Raw genomic sequence first — 17,542 nt, forward strand, 5'->3', positions numbered from 1 at the left:
CGAATGGTTATCCACAAAATAAAAAAATAAATTTCGTCATTTTTTACAATGACTTATGCATACCTCTGAACAGTAACATGGTTTGGATATAGAGGTAATTAAAGGGATATTATATATTGTTTTCAAATAAAAGCGTGTGATATGATGAATAAAAGGAGATTTACCATGTACACAAAACAACCCAAAAAGATGATCATTATAAATATTCTTGATATATTAAAGCGATATACGGATGAAAATCACCGCCTCAGCCAAAGAGAAATTATGGATATTCTAGAACGGGAATATGATATGAAGGTTGACCGAAAAGCGGTTAAGAGGAATTTAATGAATTTGATTGATTTCGGATATCAAGTAGAATATAGTGAATCAATTCGTCAAGGTAAAAATGGAGAAGAAGAGATTATATTTACGGATTGGTATCTGGAAAAAGATTTTACGGATTCCGAACTTCGGTTATTGATTGACAGTCTTCTCTTTTCAAAACATATCCCATATAGTCAATGCAAAGCATTGATTGAGAAGTTAGAAGGGCTGTCTAATTGCTATTTTAAGTCAAGGGTAAAACATATTCAGACGATGCCGGATACTGAACCGCAAAACAAACAGCTCTTTTATACGATAGAGATGTTGGATAAAGCGATAACAAAAGGCAGGCAGGTGGCATTCTATTATAATGAGTATCATACAGATATGAAAATGTATCCACGGGAAAATGAAAAAGGGGAAAAACGCAGATATATTATCAATCCATATCAAATTGCCGCAATTAATGGCCGATATTATTTAATCTGCAATTATGATAAGTATGACAATGTTGCGAATTATCGACTGGATCGGATTACAGATATAGAGATACTTCCTGTGCCAGTTAAACCGATGAAAAAGGTGAAAGGTTTGGAGAATGGACTGAATCTGCCGAAACATATGGCAGAGCATATTTATATGTTTACTGGAGAAAGTGCAGCAGTAACATTTCGCGCTAAAAAATATTTGGTGAGTGAAATTATTGATTGGTTTGGAAAAGACATCAAGTTCTCAGATGAGACAGAGGATGAGGTAACGGTTCGAGTAATGGTTAATCTGGAAGCAATGAGAAAATGGGCGTTACAGTATGCAGTACATGTGAAAATATTAAGTCCGGGAAAACTGGTGGATATGGTGAAGGAAGATATAAAGAAAGCGAGCGAACAGTATAAGGGGGAACACTAATGAAAAAAGAAATAAAAGAACTTACGGAGTGCAGTACGCTTGAAGAATTATTTGAAACATGGCAAGCAAAGCAAGTGGAAGAAGTGAATAAATTAAGTGAGGCAATTCATAATAGTCCAGAAAAAATATGTGTTAGCGAAATATTTATAAAAGAACATTACAAGAAAAAAGGGAACACGATCTCATCACATTTTATACAATTTTTCGACAAAGATAATTGTAAAAATTGTAGCGAAAATAAGGACTTCTTGAGTGAGGAAGAAACTTCTTGGGAATATGTTTTAAAAAATGCATTTAATTTGGATGGATGTGTAGGAACATTTGACGTAGGAGAGGGATTTGAATACATTTTTCTGTTAAAGGAAGCCAATGATTCGGCAAAGACATGCATTAAAAATTATTTTCCGGGGTTTGAATTGAATCCAAAAAATGTGAATACCTGGCTGTTGGATTGGCTTGATCCAGAGAAAAATAATAAGCCTAAAATGTTAACAAAAATAAATAATGCTATGAAACAATATTTTGGCTTAGAAGAAAAAGAGGAGTTTATTTTCACTTCAAAAGCAGCATATATGAATGTAAATAAGAGAGGAGGGACTTTCAGCACAAAAGGGTATAATGAGAATGCGGTGATCAATTATGCGAAAGAGTACAGAGAATATATTTTAAAAGAAATTGAATTACTTACAAATCAAAGAGAAAAAGTAACGGTTTTTGTATGTGGGGGAAAAGGTTATTTTGAAAGACTTATGAAAGCACTTGGTATAGAAGCGAATGAATTCAAAAAATATGAAATTCAAAGTGATAATACAAAGGTTGTATTTGTAAACATAGCTCATCCATCAGGCTGGATTTCTGCAGATAAATTGGCAAACAGTATGAAAGAAGGATAGTAATCCAGAGTTAATTATAGGATGTATAAGTTGTCCTTTTGACATTTTTCTCTAAAAATACGACAGTTTTACCTGCCTTGGATATAGCATAGTTGGCTATATCTGGGGCAGGTTTTGTGTTTCTCATGTTAGTGATTGAAGATATCCCTTTTTTGTTCCATGCTGTGAGCTAGAGTATAAGTATGGACAAGGGAAACCAAGAAAGAAAAAGCGAATTAGGGGAGGTAGTGAAAATGAAAGATTCAAAAATATTAGATTTACAGTTTGTAGTGATGGATGATATTGTATTCAAAAACATCCCTTTTGAAGATCGAATAAATACAAAACTTACTTTGTCGGATTACGATTGGATGAATTATGTGTTTGAAACGGAGTTTCGAACAAAAAACCAGGGAAGATTGAAAGTTGAGATTAAGTATTATGGATCAAAAGAATCAGAAATGAATGTAAAAAGGATAGATACTATAGGTGTTTTTGAGTATACATACTTTTTTGAGACTGAAATGTTTGAAGAATATGTTTCTCGATTTATGAGAAAACACCTCATACAGTGGAAAAACCAGGAGGTGTTTTATGGTGGAGATATTGTCCTTGCATTTTATAATGATATACTAAAAAAAGGACGTATGCACAAGAAAAAAGTAGGAACTGTCTAATAGTATTTGCATATCCGTTATATCCAAGACTTTCCAATAAGAAACTAAGAGAGTAATTGTGCAAAGAAATAAATATAAGTATACAGGAAGTGAAGAATATATATGTCAAGTAGTAAAAAAGAACCAATCATATTAACGAAAGAAAATTCCAATAATCAAATTATTGAAATAACTGCGTACCATCTGCAAGATTTGAGTGCGGTTGAGAAAGCGCCGAATCTGTGTAAATTAAATTTAATTGGTGGGGAGCTAAAGAATTTTCAAAGTCTAGAAAAATGCTCTAAATTGCAAGCGTTGAATTTGCGTTTAACAAAAGTTGAGGACTTTTCATCGTTACAAAAAATAAAGAGCATAAGATATTTGGAAGTTGTGGGAATGCAGAAAGAATTAATTGAAACAATTTCAAAAATGTCAGAACTTAAAAGCTTAACACTAAAACATTGCTGTCTAAGTAGTCTGAGAGGGTTAAGAAATTTGGGAAATCTTTCGGAGTTATTCATTGAAGATATGGGGAAAGATCCGGGAATATTGGAGATTTTTTCTATTCCGAGTATCGAAAGGCTAAAATTGTTTGTACCAAGAGAATATGAACAAGAAAGAACGGATTGGTATCTTAGATCATTAAAAGTGAATTTGCCAATGTTGCAATGGCTGGAGCTAGAAATGCCGGCTCATGAGTTTCATATAGAAACACTTGAAGGTTTGGAGCTAAGACGCTTTGGGGTGACAAGTAAAAGGTTTGAATTATAACTGTGGGGGAATCAGAAACAGAGATGTACAGGGAATTCAAAGTGAATGTAGGATTGTTCTGATGCAGTAGACCTATTTATAAAAAACGAGGTGGAGAAGATGATAGGTGCAATTTTCGGAGATATATTAGGATCCACATATGAATTTGGAGTTAAAGATAAAGAAATTTACTTGATTCATGATGAGGATCATTTTACGGATGATTCAGTATTGACTTTTGCGTTGGCAGAATGGACTATAGAATATGGAAAGGTTTCGTTGGGCAATGGTGAGCATAAATATTTATTGGCGAAAAAATTTTACGAGTTTACCGAGAAATATCCAGATAAAGCATATGGTTTGATGTATATTGACTGGATTTGTAAATATGAAGATACAGAAAAAATACCAATGCCTAATAATAGTTATGGGAATGGGGCGGCAATGCGAGTGAGTCCGGTTGCATATGTGTTTGATGAGATTGAAATGGTGGAGAAATACGCAAGATTGCAAGCAGAGATACGGTTCGGATTTCGGATGCAAAATGTTGGCTGATACATCTTCAGCAGGTAGAAAAGAAAAGCTATAGTTCCATCCATTCAATCCGAGGAGTTCTTCGTCCGGCATTTCAGTTGGCAGTGGATGATGACCTGATCAGGAAAAATCCATTTCAGTTTTGGCTAATGGAAGTGGTTGTGAATGACAGTGTGACAAGAGAAGCAATCAGCAGATCGGAGGAACGTAAGTTTCTACGATTTGTGAAAGAGGATCCTCATTTTTGCAGGTATTATGAGGGAATCTACATTTTATTTAAAACCGGTCTTCGCATCTCGGAATTTTGTGGTTTAACGATTTCTGATATTGATTTCAAGGAGCATACGATCAACATCGATCATCAATTGCAGAAAAAATCAAAAATCGGATATTATATTCAAGAGACTAAAACAACCAGTGGAACGAGAAAGATATCTATGACCGCGGATGTAGAGGAATGCTTTCGGAAAATAATAGAAAAACAGAACCCGCCCAAAGCAGAACCTGTGGTAGATGGAAAAAGTGGATTCTTATACTTTGATAAAAATGAAAGTATTTGTTATTCCCTGCACTGGGAGCATTATTTTCAACACATCATTCAGAAGTATAATAATACTTATAAAGTACAGATGCCTGTCATTACACCGCATGTATGTAGGCACACCTATTGCTCAAATATGGCAAAATCCGGAATGAACCCAAAAGCATTGCAATATTTGATGGGCCATTCAGACATCAGCGTAACGCTGAATACATATACGCATGTAAATCTTGAGGATGCCAGGGAAGAAGTTGCCCGGATTCAGGTTGTGTAATTACGATTTTTAATTGAAAACAGCAAGGTGTAAAATGGAAAAACATACACCTTATTTTACACCTTTTGCGGACGATATTATGCGAAAATAAAGCAGGTTATGCCAAAAAGCAAAAATTCACAAAGGCTCACAAAGCCCGAAATACCAAGAAAAACTAAGAAATGCGAGGATATGCAACAATGATAAAAGTGCTCTTTATCTGCCACGGCACTCTTTGAAAGCTTCGCCAAAAAGCCAGTAAAACACGGTCTGGAGGGCATAGGCGGTTAGAAAATAACTCGTAAATAACCTACGGTATTTTGTGCAGATATTACATGTAAATATAGATGATGTTTGGGATGCAACATGATAGAAAATCTTATGGCTTTTTTTGCAAACAAATAGAAGAGGAAAATTATTTTATCATTTACGAAAATAGATCTGCTTGATCTGGAAGCATATAAAGAGTGGATCCAAAGGTTATGATGAATGGCCAATTTCTGAAGAGATGTTGTCTACTGGTAGAACTAAAAAGAAAAAAACTAATTGACACACATCACGAATATAGTTACAATTCTAAATGTTTGAATTATAACTATTATATATGATAAAAGAAGGAGATAAATGATAAATGGATGCTTCATTTCACTACTTATCTATGATAAACCATATGACTGTCCAGAAAAAACTAATGGAACAGTTGAAAGATACAGGTCTTACCTTGGGACAGCCCAAAGTATTGGATTACCTGAAAGATCACGATGGTGTCAGCCAGAAAGAGATTGCGGCAGGATGCCTCATCGAAGCAGGCTCTTTAACGTCCATTTTGAACCGTATGGAAGAAAAAGACCTGATCGAAAGAAAAATGCTCAATGGAAACCGTCGTACTTTTCATATTTTTATGACAGAATCCGGAAAGAAAAATCAGAAGCTTGTGGAGGAGGCTTTTAAGAAAATAGAAAAAACTGCATTAAATGGTATTTCTGAAGAAGAGCAGAAGCAGTTTATGGATATTTTTTGCCGGATCTATCGAAATCTTGCAGATATGAAATGATCCGGCGATAAAAAATATGAAATGAGGAGGAAATAAAAAAATGGAGACACTAAAACGATATTTAATATTTCTGGTGGGATTGTTTGTAAACTCCCTGGGATTCTGAATAATAAGATTACTTATGTCGGGAAACGAATGACCAGAGACAAACTACTGTCGTACCTGTTAGCAGAATCCATATCTTTTGATATGTTAATTATACTATATCTTCGATAATTCTAATATTTTTCCATCAATACTTATTGTTACAACTTGCCATGGTATGAACTTTCCACTGCTTTGAAGTGCTTTTTTGCTGCCATCTCCAATCCACCACAGCCGTTGCATTTGTCTTTATTAATCCTGATAATCTTTCTTATCATTTTTACCCTCCGTCAATAGAATTTAACTTTTGTTTCTGCTAGAATTATAGTATGATAAATACAACTTGTATGTTTGATTTCCAACAGGAGGAAGGATTTTGGCAGATTATCTTTGTATTGATCGTGCAGCAATGTTTACAGAGATATTTAAGTTACAAAAGAAGGTTTTATAAAAACGAATAGAAATCATTTTGAATTGATTACTTGCAATGAAACAGATTTACAAGCTGACAAATGATGGTATAATTAATTCTACTGTTGAACTGATAGAAAGGGTATAGGTATGAGAAAAGCAATCATATATGCATCTGTGCATCATGGAAATACAGAAAAATTAGTAAAGAGCATAGCAGAAGAGTGTCAGGTCGATTTGATTGATGCAGTAAAACAGTCAGATGCAGATCTGAGCAGTTATGATATGATCGGGTTTGCATCAGGAATCTATTTTTCAAAGTTTCATCAGTCGATATTGAAATTTGCGGAAAAGAATTTACCAGATGACAAAAAGGTCTTTTTGATCTGTACTTATGGTGGAAGTGCGAATTATAAATCCATAGAGCAGATTTTGGATAAAAAACATGCCAGTGTAGATGGTAAATTTGGATGCAAAGGATATGATACATTTGGGCCGTTCAAACTGGTTGGAGGTATTGCAAAAGGACATCCGGATGATAAAGATATCCAAAATGCAGTGGAATTTGTAAAAAACTTATAAAAATATAAAGAAGAAATAAAAACAATGGAAAGTTATCGTTTTTTGAAAAGAAATATTGACGGTAACTTCAAAAGCTGTATAATAAGCTTAACAGAACCCACCACGCCTCTGATTTTCATGCGCAACCCGGTGGGTTTTTCTTATTCATAGGATATTTTATTTACCAGCAAGTCCCCACCCACTGCTTATTGCTTTTCGCAATTGAAGCAGGGGACTTACTTGATTCGGTTAAATACGGCAAAATAAAAGTGAGATATTCCATAATAAAATAGATTTATTGCCGATATTATGGTATACTTATAAAGATAGATTTGTGACTGGAAAAGTAATCGCATGAAGAATATGAGGTAAACCATGCTTGAAAATAAATTAGGTATTACAGATTCTACAGAATTAGCAAGAATGGAAGAAAAAATCAGTAAGCAAAAAGCGCTTGAAATGTTTGAAAGTGGCTTTTTTGAGACATTAGAACCGGGGACTTATAAAAGTCTTGCGATGATCCATCAATATCTTTTTGATGAGATTTATAATTTTGCCGGTAAATTACGAAAGGTTAATATTTCAAAAGGAAATTTTAGATTTGCTCCGTTAATGTATTTGGAAACAGCGTTACAGAGTATAGACAAAATGCCACAGTCAACTTTTGATGAAATTGTCGAAAAATATGTTGAAATGAACGTGGCTCATCCGTTCCGAGAGGGAAATGGGAGAAGTACGAGAATATGGCTTGACTTGATGTTGAAAAAAGAAATCGGCTATGTGGTTGACTGGAGCAAGGTGGATAAAGAGGATTATCTGCTTGCCATGGAGCGAAGTCCTATCAAAGATATCGAAATAAAGTTTCTTCTGAAAAATGCTCTTACGGATAATGTAAATGATCGAGAAATTTATATGAAGGGTATCGATCACAGTTATTACTATGAAGGTTATTATGTGTTTAAGATGGAAAATTTGACGGACACAAAGGATTAACTTGATTTAGCATTAGAAAAGTGGAGGAATATGGATGCAATATCGTTCAGTTAATGAAATAGCGAAAAAATGGAATGTGTCGGAAAGAAGTGTTCGAAATTACTGCGCTCAGGGGCGGGTAGACGGTGCGTTTCTTACCGGCAAGACCTGGAATATTCCCGAAAATGCAGAGAAACCGGAGCGTTCCAATAAAAAGAAAGAGCAGCCGATTACCTTACTGGATATTCTGCAGGAGCAGAAAGCAAGTAAGTATTCCGGAGGCATTTACCATAAGACACAGATTGATTTGACATATAATTCCAATCATATTGAAGGCAGCCGTCTGACCCATGATCAGACCAGATATATTTTTGAAACCAACACCATCGGTGTAGAAAAAGAAGTGCTGAATGTGGATGATGTGATTGAAACAGTAAATCACTTCCGTTGCATTGATATGATTATTGATAATGTAAAAGTGGCTTTAACAGAAAAGTTTATTAAAGAACTACATCTGATTCTGAAGAATGGAACAAGTGATTACAGAAAAGATTGTTTTGTTGTCGGTGATTACAAAAAATTACCAAATGAAGTTGGCGGCATGGGAACCGCACTTCCGGAAGAAGTTGCCGATAAAATGAAAGTGTTGCTGACAGAGTACAATGGAAAAGAAGAAAAGATTTTTGAAGATATTCTGGATTTTCATGTGAAGTTTGAACGAATCCATCCGTTCCAGGACGGCAGTGGCCGTGTAGGCAGATTGATTATGTTCAAGGAATGCCTAAAATATAATATCGTGCCGTTCATCATCGAGGACAATCTGAAGATGTTCTATTATCGTGGATTGAAAGAATGGAACAACGAAAAAGGCTATCTGACAGATACCTGCCTGATAGCACAGGACAAATATAAGACATATTTGGATTATTTTAGGATTATGTATTGAAATTGAACAAAACAATATGATGTGTGGGGTGAATACATGCTTATTTATGCAGGTACAAAAAGTGATTTTATGATTGATACAGAGAATGATCGTTTGGAAACAAAATTATATGAAAATATAAAATTAAAGATGAACCGAACGACAGGATTAAGTGAGCTGAATGCCTGGCGGAATTCATTAAAAGAAATGTATATTACATTGAATGATTCCGATATTCCAAAGGATGCAGGTGTGGCGATTGAATATAATATTCCCCAGACTTCAAAACGGGTAGATTTTCTTATTTCTGGTTATGGATTGAATGGAAAAGGAAATGTTGTTATTGTTGAATTGAAACAATGGGAGAAATTAACAGCTATAGATGGTCAGGATGCAATTGTTGAAACATATACGGGTGGAGCGAACCGAAGAGTTGTACATCCATGTTATCAAGCCTGGTCTTACGCAGCGTTAATCAGAGATTATAACGAATATGTTCAGGACAACGAAATCAGTCTTCATCCCTGTGCGTATCTTCATAATTATCCAAGAATCGTTAATGATCCATTGGATAAAGAACAATATCAGGATATTATGGAAGAGACTCCTGCATTTACTTATGGGCAAAGGGAAGCTCTTCGTACATTTATCAAAAAGCAAATAGTAACAGGTGACAAAGAGGATACACTGCTGAAAATTGAACATGGAAAAATTAAACCTTCTAAACAACTTCAAGATGCACTTTTAAATATGCTTAAAGGGAACCAAGAATTCGTTATGCTGGATGAACAGAAGGTTGTATATGAAAGTATTCTTGATTATTCTTGTCAGTGTCAAAAAGATGGAAAGAAAAGAACGATTATTGTAGAAGGCGGTCCCGGAACCGGAAAAACAGTCATTGCAATTAATCTACTGGCTGAACTCACGAATCGAATGCAATTTGTTCAATATGTTTCAAAAAATGCTGCACCGAGAACAGTATATCAATTCAAATTAAAGGGACACATGAGGAAAAACAGTGTAGATAATCTCTTTAAAGGTTCTGGAAGTTATACCGAAGCACCAAGAAATTCAGTCGGAACATTACTAGCTGATGAAGCCCACCGGCTTAATGAAAAATCCGGTATGTTCCAAAATATGGGAGAGAACCAGATAAAAGAAATCATTCATGCCGCTGCTTGTAGTGTGTTTTTTATTGATGAAAGTCAGAGGGTTACACTATCAGATATTGGAAGTGTAGCTGAAATAGAAAAGTGGGCGGCTTTGGAAAAATCAGAAATTATAAAAATGCAGCTTGTTTCTCAGTTCCGCTGTAATGGTTCTGATGGATATCTGGCATGGTTAGATCAGGCATTGGAAATCCGTGAAACAGCAAATTATGATCTTGACGGAATTGATTACGATATTCGCATCTGTGATACACCTGCAGAAATGGAAACAATTGTGCTTGAAAAGAATCGTGCCAGAAATAGAGCAAGAATTCTTGCAGGCTATTGTTGGAACTGGCCGAAGGCTACCAGAAATAATACAAATTTCCATGATATCGAGATTGGAAATTATTCCATAAGTTGGAATCTAAATGGTGGAGATGCATTTGCAATCAGTGAAGAGTCAATTCATGAAGCCGGATGTATTCATACATCGCAAGGATTAGAATTCGATTATACGGGTGTTATCATTGGTGATGATATGCGATTTGAAAATGGAAAAGTGATTACAGATTACACAAAACGTGCAAAGACCGATAATTCCTTGAAAGGAATAAAAACACTAGCGAAGAGAGATAAAGAAAAAGCAGATCAGGTTGCAGATGAAATTATAAAAAATACATACAGAACACTCATGACAAGAGGTATGAAGGGATGTTATGTATATTGCACGGATGCCGCCTTGGCGCAATATTTTAAGAAACTGTTAAAACAAAAATGATAAAGGGGTAAAAGTTTATGAAGGAAAAAACAATAGAGCGTATTCGCAAATTTACAGAAGACCGGGATTGGGATCAATTTCATAGTCCGGCAAATCTTGCAAAATCGATTGTGATTGAGGCAGCAGAGTTGTTGGAGTGTTTCCAATGGAGCGATACAGAGTATGATCTGCAGCATATAAAAGAAGAACTGGCAGATGTACTTGTTTATTCACAAAATCTTCTTGATAAATTGGAACTTGATGCAGATGAAATTGTGAATATGAAGATGAAACAGAATGAAGCAAAGTATCCGGTAGATAAAGCAAAAGGAAATGCGACGAAATATACGGAGCTGTAGTCTGATTATTATCAAAGGTGTGAATTGGAAGAAATTGGCCGTGTTGTTTTGAAGCTGGGATATTTTATTGATTAGGAAGAAGATTGCAGGCTCCGTTGAGTGTGGTGTTGTCACTGACAGGAGAAGGCTAAGAATTCTGGATTTTCTTGTAAAACAGGGCATTCCGAGACAAATCAAGGAGAAACAAAACAATGATAAAAGTGCTTTTTATTTGCCACGGCACTCTTTGAAAGCTTCGCCAAAAAGCCAGTAAAATCACGGTCCGGAGGGCATAGGCGGTTAGAAAATAACCCGAAAATAACCCACGGTATTTTGTGTAGATATTACATGTAAATATAGATGATGCTTGGGACGCAATATGATAGAATGGTTACAAGAAAAATTTGTAGGAATATAGAGATATGGAATTAAGATTATTACGCTATTTTCTGACAGTAGCAAAAGAACAGAGCTTTACAAAAGCAGCAGAACAATTGCATATTACCCAGCCAACGCTATCCAGACAAATGGCGGCATTTGAAGAGGACCTGGGAATAACATTATTTATTCGAAACGGGAAGAAAATATCGCTCACTGATGAAGGAATTTTATTAAAAAGGCGTGCCTTGGAGATTCTTAATCTTGAGGAAAGGACGCTTGAGGAACTGAAAGGAAAAGAAGAGGTTGTAGAGAGCACGATAACCATTGGATGCGGTGAATTTGCAGCAGTGGAGACATTGGCGAAGATATGTAAAACATATAAAGAAAAATATCCGCTGGTTCAGATTGTATTGCATACTGCAACAGCAGATGCAGTGTATGAGATGATGAACAAAGGACTTGTAGATATTGCATTATTCATGGAGCCGGTGGACACCGAAGGGCTGGATTATATCCGGATCACAGATTGCGATCACTGGTGTGTCGGAATGCGGCCGGATGATCCACTGGCAGAAAAAGAGTTTATAAAAAAAGAAGATCTTATTGGAAAGCCCTTGATCCTGCCGGAAAGAATGAACGTTCAAAGTGAACTTGCCAACTGGTTTGGGAAAGACTTTTCAAAATTACAGATTGCTTTTACGAGTAATCTTGGAACGAATGCCGGAGTTATGGCGGCAAATGGACTGGGGTATCCAATTTCAATTGAGGGTGCTGCAAAGTATTGGCGAGAGGATATTCTTGTACAGCGAAGAATTTCTCCTGAAATCAAGACTAGTACGGTGATTGCCTGGCGACGGAATATCCCATATTCTTTGGCAGTCCGTAAAATGATCGAGGAGATTAATGCTTTTCAGGCATAAAACAAAATTCAATATAAGCATTAGACATAATGAAGCGATAGAGCTTAAAATAGATGTGTAAGATGAATGTAAATCTTATACATCTATTTTTTTGTGAAAAATACGTATAGAAAGGGGCTTTTTATTATGAGTAAAAAATTAGTGGCATTTTTCAGTGCAAGCGGAACAACAAAAAAAGTAGCACAGATGATCGCAGAGGAAGCAAAAGCGGATTTGTTTGAGATTGAGCCGAAAGTTCCATATACAAAGCTTGATCTTGACTGGATGAATAAAAAATCCAGAAGCAGTGTGGAAATGAGTGATAAAAAATATAGACCGGCGATTATGAAAAAAGAGATGGATATGAGTTCTTATGACGAGATCCTTCTGGGATTCCCAATCTGGTGGTATGTGGCTCCGACAATCATCAATACATTTTTAGAAGCTTACGATTTCAGTGGTAAAAAGATTGTGCTTTTTGCAACATCCGGAGGAAGTGGATTTGGGAACACTGTGAAAGAATTGCAGTCATCTGCATCAGACGCAGTTATTACAGAAGGCAGACTGTTAAATTGTGGAACGAAACAGGAAATCACTGAATGGGTAAACTCTTTATAAATAACAGCGCTATGGAGGTATACAGAATATGGGAAAAATAGTACAGACAGCAGGGAGAAATACACTTGGTGAATTCGCACCGGAATTTGCACATTTTAACGATGATGTACTTTTCGGCGAAAACTGGAATAATCAGGACATCGACGTAAAAACAAGAAGCATTATTACAGTGGTTGCTCTGATGGCTTCCGGAATTACGGATTCTTCTTTAAGATATCATCTTCAAAATGCAAAAAATCATGGTGTGACACAAAAAGAGATTGCTGCAGTGATCACACATGCCGCATTCTATGCAGGTTGGCCAAAAGCATGGGCTGTTTTCAATCTTGCAAAGGAAGTGTGGGAAACAGGCGAAGGAGATTTGCCATACGAAGAGGAAGCGATGCGGGCGCATGCAAAAGAGATGGTATTTCCAATTGGTGCACCAAACGATGGCTTTGCACAGTATTTTTCGGGCAGGAGTTTTCTTGCACCGATTTCTACTTCTCAGGTTGGAATTTTCAATGTGACATTCGAACCAGGATGCAGAAATAACTGGCATATCCATCATGCAAAAAGTGGAGGCGGACAAATTCTGGTATGCGTTGCCGGAAGAGGATATTATCAGGTAGAAGGTAAAGAAGCTGTAGAAATGAAGCCAGGCGACTGCATCAATATTCCGGCAGAAGTGAAACACTGGCATGGCGCAGCACCGGATGAATGGTTTTCACATCTGGCAATAGAAGTTCCGGGCGAAAATAGTTCCAATGAATGGCTTGAACCGGTAAGTGATGGAGAATATAGAAAACTAAAATAGGAAGGTTGAAAAAACTATATTTATAAGACAATTTGAAAGTTGTAAAGTGGTGTAAAGATTAATGATCTTTGTATTGGCACCGAAAATATATTTATTTCTCCGCGGCTTTTCTTCCAGGATGGGAGAGTGCCACGGAGAATTTTTTGCGAAGAAAGAATTGCTATAGCTTTTGTAATTCCGGGAAAACCTTTATCTAAGAAAAAAATACAATATTAACATGAATATCATGAATATAATATTGGAGGCTGTGAATATTCCCAAATACTTCCCTCTCAGATTCCTGTTTTCTTTTGCAATATATTTGAAACTTATCAGGCTTGCCATGGATGCAATCAGAGTGCCGAGACCTCCAATATTGGTTCCGACAATTAAAGCCCGGTAATTATCTGTAAAGCCGGATAAAAGAAGCGCAGCGGGAACATTGCTCATAATCTGACTGGCAAGAACAGCAGTAAGTGTTTCCCTTCCTGCCATGATTCTTTCCAGAAAACTGCTGAATTGCGGAATCCTTCCAAGGTTGCCGATAAAAATAAATAATGCGATAAAGGTGGCAAGCAGGGAGTAATCCACCCTGCTTATATTTTCCCTGTTTCTTAGCAGCATATATATAAGAACCAATACAAGAGGAATCTGGTATGGAATGATACGTGCAACAGTGAGCAGGCAGATTGTAAATAAGATCAGGTAAGCGGCCAGATATTCCATGTTAAGTTCTTTTCTGTCAGAGAATCCCAAAAGAGTTTTATTTTTTTCGGAACCGCATACGTGAGGTGCTTTGGCAGCGGCTACCTGTATCCATATCAGAAGAAGGATAAGTGCTGTGGCGGAATAGGGAAGCATCAGGGTTATTAATTCTGCCGCGGACATCCCTGCTCTGGCATATAGATAAAGGTTCTGCGGATTTCCGATTGGTGTGAGCATGCTTCCGAGATTAGCAGCGATTGTCTGCATGGCTATTATTTTAAGAAGCCAGTAATTGCCCAGTTCCTTTGGCAGTTTATGCACAATGATCAGTGCAAGAGGAACAAAAGTAATCAATGCCACATCATTGGTGATCACCATTGACAGGAAGAAACATAAGAGTACCAACAGCCTGATTACACCCACAGTTCCCGATGTTCCCATCAGCAATTTTTTGGCAAGTATATCAAAAACACCAACAGCCTTCAAACCAGCTACAATTGCCATCAAACAGAAGAGGAGCCCGAGAGTCCTGAAATCGATATAAGTAAAATAAGCCTTATCCGGTCTGACCCAGAACATAGAAAGAAGCGCCAGGATCACTGCAATTGACAAAACAGTTTCTTTCTTGAAAAAAACATATAATTTTTGTAACATAATATTTCCTTTCTGGCCTGATACGACCGCGTATGAGTATATCACAGAAATATCCAAAAAAGAAGAATATTATTTTGTATTGCGGATTGCGATTACTATCTCATTCCTATATAATGAAAAGTGTTATAAACGGCGAACGATACTCCGTACAAAAACTAACAATTCATTTGTTCATACCGTATCTTTTGTATATGTCAGGCAGCCAAAGGGCTGTACTTATACAAAAAGGAGAAAAACAAAATGAACAGAGGAAATAAGGCAGAATATTCAGGAAATGAGAAGTGGCAGAAATTTAAAAAAGAATTCTGGGGAAAGAAACTGCTTGCCACTACAGAATGGGGATTGATTGATTTTGACTCACAGGGAAAAGACGACATGGTCGGAGGAGATGCCCTGTCTTATGACGAGTATCTGGATCTCCAGATGCAGTCTGGAAAAAGAGTAAGGACATACTTTGAGATATGCTATTACGATGCTGATTTCTTTTCCTTTAAAGGAAGAATTAAGCGTATTAACACGAAGAAACAGCTTCTATGTTTCGAAAGGATCTTTGTAGAGGCCTCTATGGAGACGGAGACGGTTTTTCCGGAAAGGAAGACCATGTCTGGATGTCGCTTACTGGTTTTGAAAACTACCGCGTCGGGGATTGTCTCTTTTTTGAGGCAGAGGTCTATCGATACTTAAAAACCAGTCGCGGAAAAATGATAGACTTTGGGCTTAAAGATCCAGTAGGAATCCGAAAAGTGGGAGAGTATGAAGTTCCTTCAGATGAGCAACTGCGGATTCAGGCCGCGGAGCAGATACTCTGTATGGACTTGTGTATGTTCCGGGATCACTGCGATGGATTCTGTATTACCAACCAGGAATGGAAAGAATCCATGCTCAATTTGCTTCTTGGAAGGACACGAAAATAATTTTTTATCATATTTAAGACAGCGGTGTTGACCGCTACTCCTTTTTTGCTGTGTTTCCGCATGCCGCCAACGGCAGCTGTGGTTAGCAACTTCAAAAAGGTATCTAAGGATATGAAACGACACACGCTTAGCGTGTTCGTGGATGATCCTTTGGATCCGAGGGCTGACGAGGACGATTATTTTACAATGTCGCTGTTCTGATGCCTGTCACTCCCTTCAGAGCCCCCTGCTAAGCAGTGGGCTTTTTTTCTAGTGTGCCGAGCATGGCACTAATCTTACTGGTGAAAGTCCAGTCACGGGTATTTACCGCCAAGTGTAGTGAACCACAAGTCGGTACCAGTAATGGTATGGATGAAGGAAGTGGTGTAACAAAGTTCTTGAGCCTACGTACAGAAACTTGATAAGGCGATTAGGTGGGTAAGGTTGCTAGACAAACCAAAGCCCAAAAGGTAAACGTAAACCGAAGTTGTAAATCAAGAGGTTGTGGAACGAAAGATTAGCGTCTTACCTCGGGAGACCCTACTCACATACTGAAAGGTATGGTCGAAAAAGGTTTAGAGAGGGAGTCAGATGATGTCATAGTAGGCGAAAGCCGAAGGACTGAAACGATTTATAGTACGAATCGTTATGTTTAAAATAATACATGAGCCAGAAATCGAGTGGACAGGAAAAGTAGGAACGTAACCGAGGAATACTGTTTATACTTAGAGGGGGGTTATGTATGAATTTTAGGATAAGTCAGAGGAGTAACAACAATGGAATTGATTGAAGTGATCTTGTCAAAAGAAAATCTGAACATAGCCTATAAAAAGGTAGTTGCTAATAAAGGTGCGAGTGGTGTTGATGGAGTTACTGTAGAAGAACTGGGAGATTATATAAGGGAGAACAGAGAGAAAATCGTTACATCTCTTAGAAACAGAACATATATACCGAAACCAGTCCGAAGAGTATACATTCCGAAAGACAATGGTAAGAAAAGACCATTGGGAATACCCACAGCACTTGACAGAACTATCCAGCAGGCAATAGCACAGCCTATATCTGATATTTATGAAGAGATATTCAGTGACTATAGTTATGGATTCAGAGCCGGAAGAAGTTGTCATGATGCCATTCGACAGGCATTGGAATACTTGAATGATGGGTATGAATGGGTAGTGGATATAGATATAGAACAGTTTTTCGACAAGGTAAATCACGACAAATTAATTCAGATACTAAGAGAACAAGTAAATGACAGTACCACATTAAATCTGATTCGGAAATATCTGAAAGCAGGTGTAATGGAAAACGGCTTGGAAAAAGCAACTATTACCGGTGTGCCGCAAGGGTCAGTCATATCTCCGTTACTGGCAAACATTTACCTAAACACACTGGACAGACTGTGAGAAAAGTATGGACTTACTCACGGTATTCTTGTAAGGTACGCAGATGATACGGTAATCATATGCAAGAATAAGAAAAGTGCAAATCACGCACTGAATTTATTGCAGTATATCATGGCAAAACTGGATTTAAAGCTACA

18 protein-coding genes and 1 pseudogene are annotated in these 17,542 nt (G+C 37.0%); 18 read left to right on the forward strand and 1 reads right to left on the reverse strand.

Annotated features, from left to right (window positions below):
- Positions 1-165 precede the first annotated feature (165 nt).
- The 15 genes and pseudogenes from I4V44_RS15960 (at position 166) to I4V44_RS16030 (ending at position 13,765) form a co-directional block, all read left to right on the forward strand.
- Positions 166-1,212 (forward strand): helix-turn-helix transcriptional regulator, encoded by a 1,047-nt coding sequence (locus tag I4V44_RS15960; RefSeq protein WP_118574783.1) that lies wholly within the window; start codon positions 166-168, stop codon positions 1,210-1,212.
- On the forward strand, positions 1,212-2,105 hold the full coding sequence (locus I4V44_RS15965; protein WP_196002955.1) for a hypothetical protein: 894 nt from the start codon (positions 1,212-1,214) through the stop codon (positions 2,103-2,105). Before I4V44_RS15960 ends, I4V44_RS15965 begins: the two co-directional genes overlap by 1 nt.
- A gap of 233 nt (positions 2,106-2,338) precedes the next feature.
- Positions 2,339-2,761: a hypothetical protein gene (locus I4V44_RS15970; protein WP_118339522.1), complete on the forward strand. Its 423-nt coding sequence runs from the start codon at positions 2,339-2,341 to the stop codon at positions 2,759-2,761.
- A 102-nt stretch (positions 2,762-2,863) separates the two neighbouring features.
- Positions 2,864-3,511: a hypothetical protein gene (locus I4V44_RS15975; protein WP_118339520.1), complete on the forward strand. Its 648-nt coding sequence runs from the start codon at positions 2,864-2,866 to the stop codon at positions 3,509-3,511.
- A 99-nt stretch (positions 3,512-3,610) separates the two neighbouring features.
- Positions 3,611-4,045, forward strand: coding sequence for an ADP-ribosylglycohydrolase family protein (locus tag I4V44_RS15980; RefSeq protein WP_096788349.1), 435 nt, complete (start codon positions 3,611-3,613; stop codon positions 4,043-4,045).
- Positions 4,009-4,839: pseudogene (locus I4V44_RS15985) on the forward strand (site-specific integrase); the annotation flags it as partial. The gene I4V44_RS15980 and the pseudogene I4V44_RS15985, both read left to right, overlap by 37 nt.
- 610 nt (positions 4,840-5,449) lie before the next feature.
- On the forward strand, positions 5,450-5,872 hold the full coding sequence (locus tag I4V44_RS15990; RefSeq protein ID WP_118574787.1) for a MarR family winged helix-turn-helix transcriptional regulator: 423 nt from the start codon (positions 5,450-5,452) through the stop codon (positions 5,870-5,872).
- A gap of 645 nt (positions 5,873-6,517) precedes the next feature.
- Entirely contained in the window at positions 6,518-6,949 is a 432-nt protein-coding gene (locus I4V44_RS15995) for a flavodoxin family protein (protein WP_062807821.1), read from the forward strand.
- Positions 6,950-7,303: 354 nt separating this feature from the next.
- On the forward strand, positions 7,304-7,921 hold the full coding sequence (gene fic / locus I4V44_RS16000) for a protein adenylyltransferase Fic (RefSeq protein ID WP_062807820.1): 618 nt from the start codon (positions 7,304-7,306) through the stop codon (positions 7,919-7,921).
- A 34-nt stretch (positions 7,922-7,955) separates the two neighbouring features.
- Positions 7,956-8,846, forward strand: coding sequence for a Fic family protein (locus I4V44_RS16005; protein ID WP_062807819.1), 891 nt, complete (start codon positions 7,956-7,958; stop codon positions 8,844-8,846).
- A 36-nt stretch (positions 8,847-8,882) separates the two neighbouring features.
- Complete coding sequence (locus tag I4V44_RS16010; protein ID WP_196002956.1) at positions 8,883-10,754, forward strand: DUF2075 domain-containing protein; 1,872 nt, start codon at positions 8,883-8,885, stop codon at positions 10,752-10,754.
- A gap of 17 nt (positions 10,755-10,771) precedes the next feature.
- Complete coding sequence (locus I4V44_RS16015; RefSeq protein ID WP_019162220.1) at positions 10,772-11,092, forward strand: nucleotide pyrophosphohydrolase; 321 nt, start codon at positions 10,772-10,774, stop codon at positions 11,090-11,092.
- Between the two features lie 401 nt (positions 11,093-11,493).
- Positions 11,494-12,372, forward strand: a complete 879-nt coding sequence (locus I4V44_RS16020) for a LysR family transcriptional regulator (protein ID WP_008703856.1) — start codon at positions 11,494-11,496, stop codon at positions 12,370-12,372.
- 126 nt (positions 12,373-12,498) lie between these two features.
- Complete coding sequence (locus I4V44_RS16025; RefSeq protein ID WP_025577056.1) at positions 12,499-12,969, forward strand: flavodoxin; 471 nt, start codon at positions 12,499-12,501, stop codon at positions 12,967-12,969.
- A 28-nt stretch (positions 12,970-12,997) separates the two neighbouring features.
- Positions 12,998-13,765, forward strand: coding sequence for a carboxymuconolactone decarboxylase family protein (locus I4V44_RS16030; protein ID WP_196002957.1), 768 nt, complete (start codon positions 12,998-13,000; stop codon positions 13,763-13,765).
- Positions 13,766-13,954: 189 nt separating this feature from the next.
- Here I4V44_RS16030 and I4V44_RS16035 read toward each other — a convergent pair whose 3' ends face one another.
- A complete protein-coding gene (locus tag I4V44_RS16035) occupies positions 13,955-15,103 on the reverse strand; it encodes an SLC13 family permease (RefSeq protein ID WP_196002958.1) in 1,149 nt (382 codons plus the stop codon).
- Between the two features lie 240 nt (positions 15,104-15,343).
- On the opposite strand from I4V44_RS16035, the gene I4V44_RS16040 reads away from it, so the two are divergent.
- The 3 genes from I4V44_RS16040 (at position 15,344) to I4V44_RS16050 (ending at position 17,405) form a co-directional block, all read left to right on the forward strand.
- Entirely contained in the window at positions 15,344-15,787 is a 444-nt protein-coding gene (locus tag I4V44_RS16040; RefSeq protein ID WP_196002959.1) for a hypothetical protein, read from the forward strand.
- Positions 15,788-15,804: 17 nt separating this feature from the next.
- Positions 15,805-16,017, forward strand: coding sequence for a hypothetical protein (locus I4V44_RS16045; RefSeq protein WP_196002960.1), 213 nt, complete (start codon positions 15,805-15,807; stop codon positions 16,015-16,017).
- A gap of 755 nt (positions 16,018-16,772) precedes the next feature.
- Positions 16,773-17,405, forward strand: a complete 633-nt coding sequence (locus I4V44_RS16050) for a reverse transcriptase domain-containing protein (protein WP_243280302.1) — start codon at positions 16,773-16,775, stop codon at positions 17,403-17,405.
- Positions 17,406-17,542: the final 137 nt, after the last annotated feature.

This window comes from Blautia sp. 1001283B150304_161114_C9 (genome assembly GCF_015668165.1).
In the GTDB taxonomy this organism is placed as follows: Bacteria; Bacillota; Clostridia; order Lachnospirales; family Lachnospiraceae; genus Blautia_A; species Blautia_A wexlerae.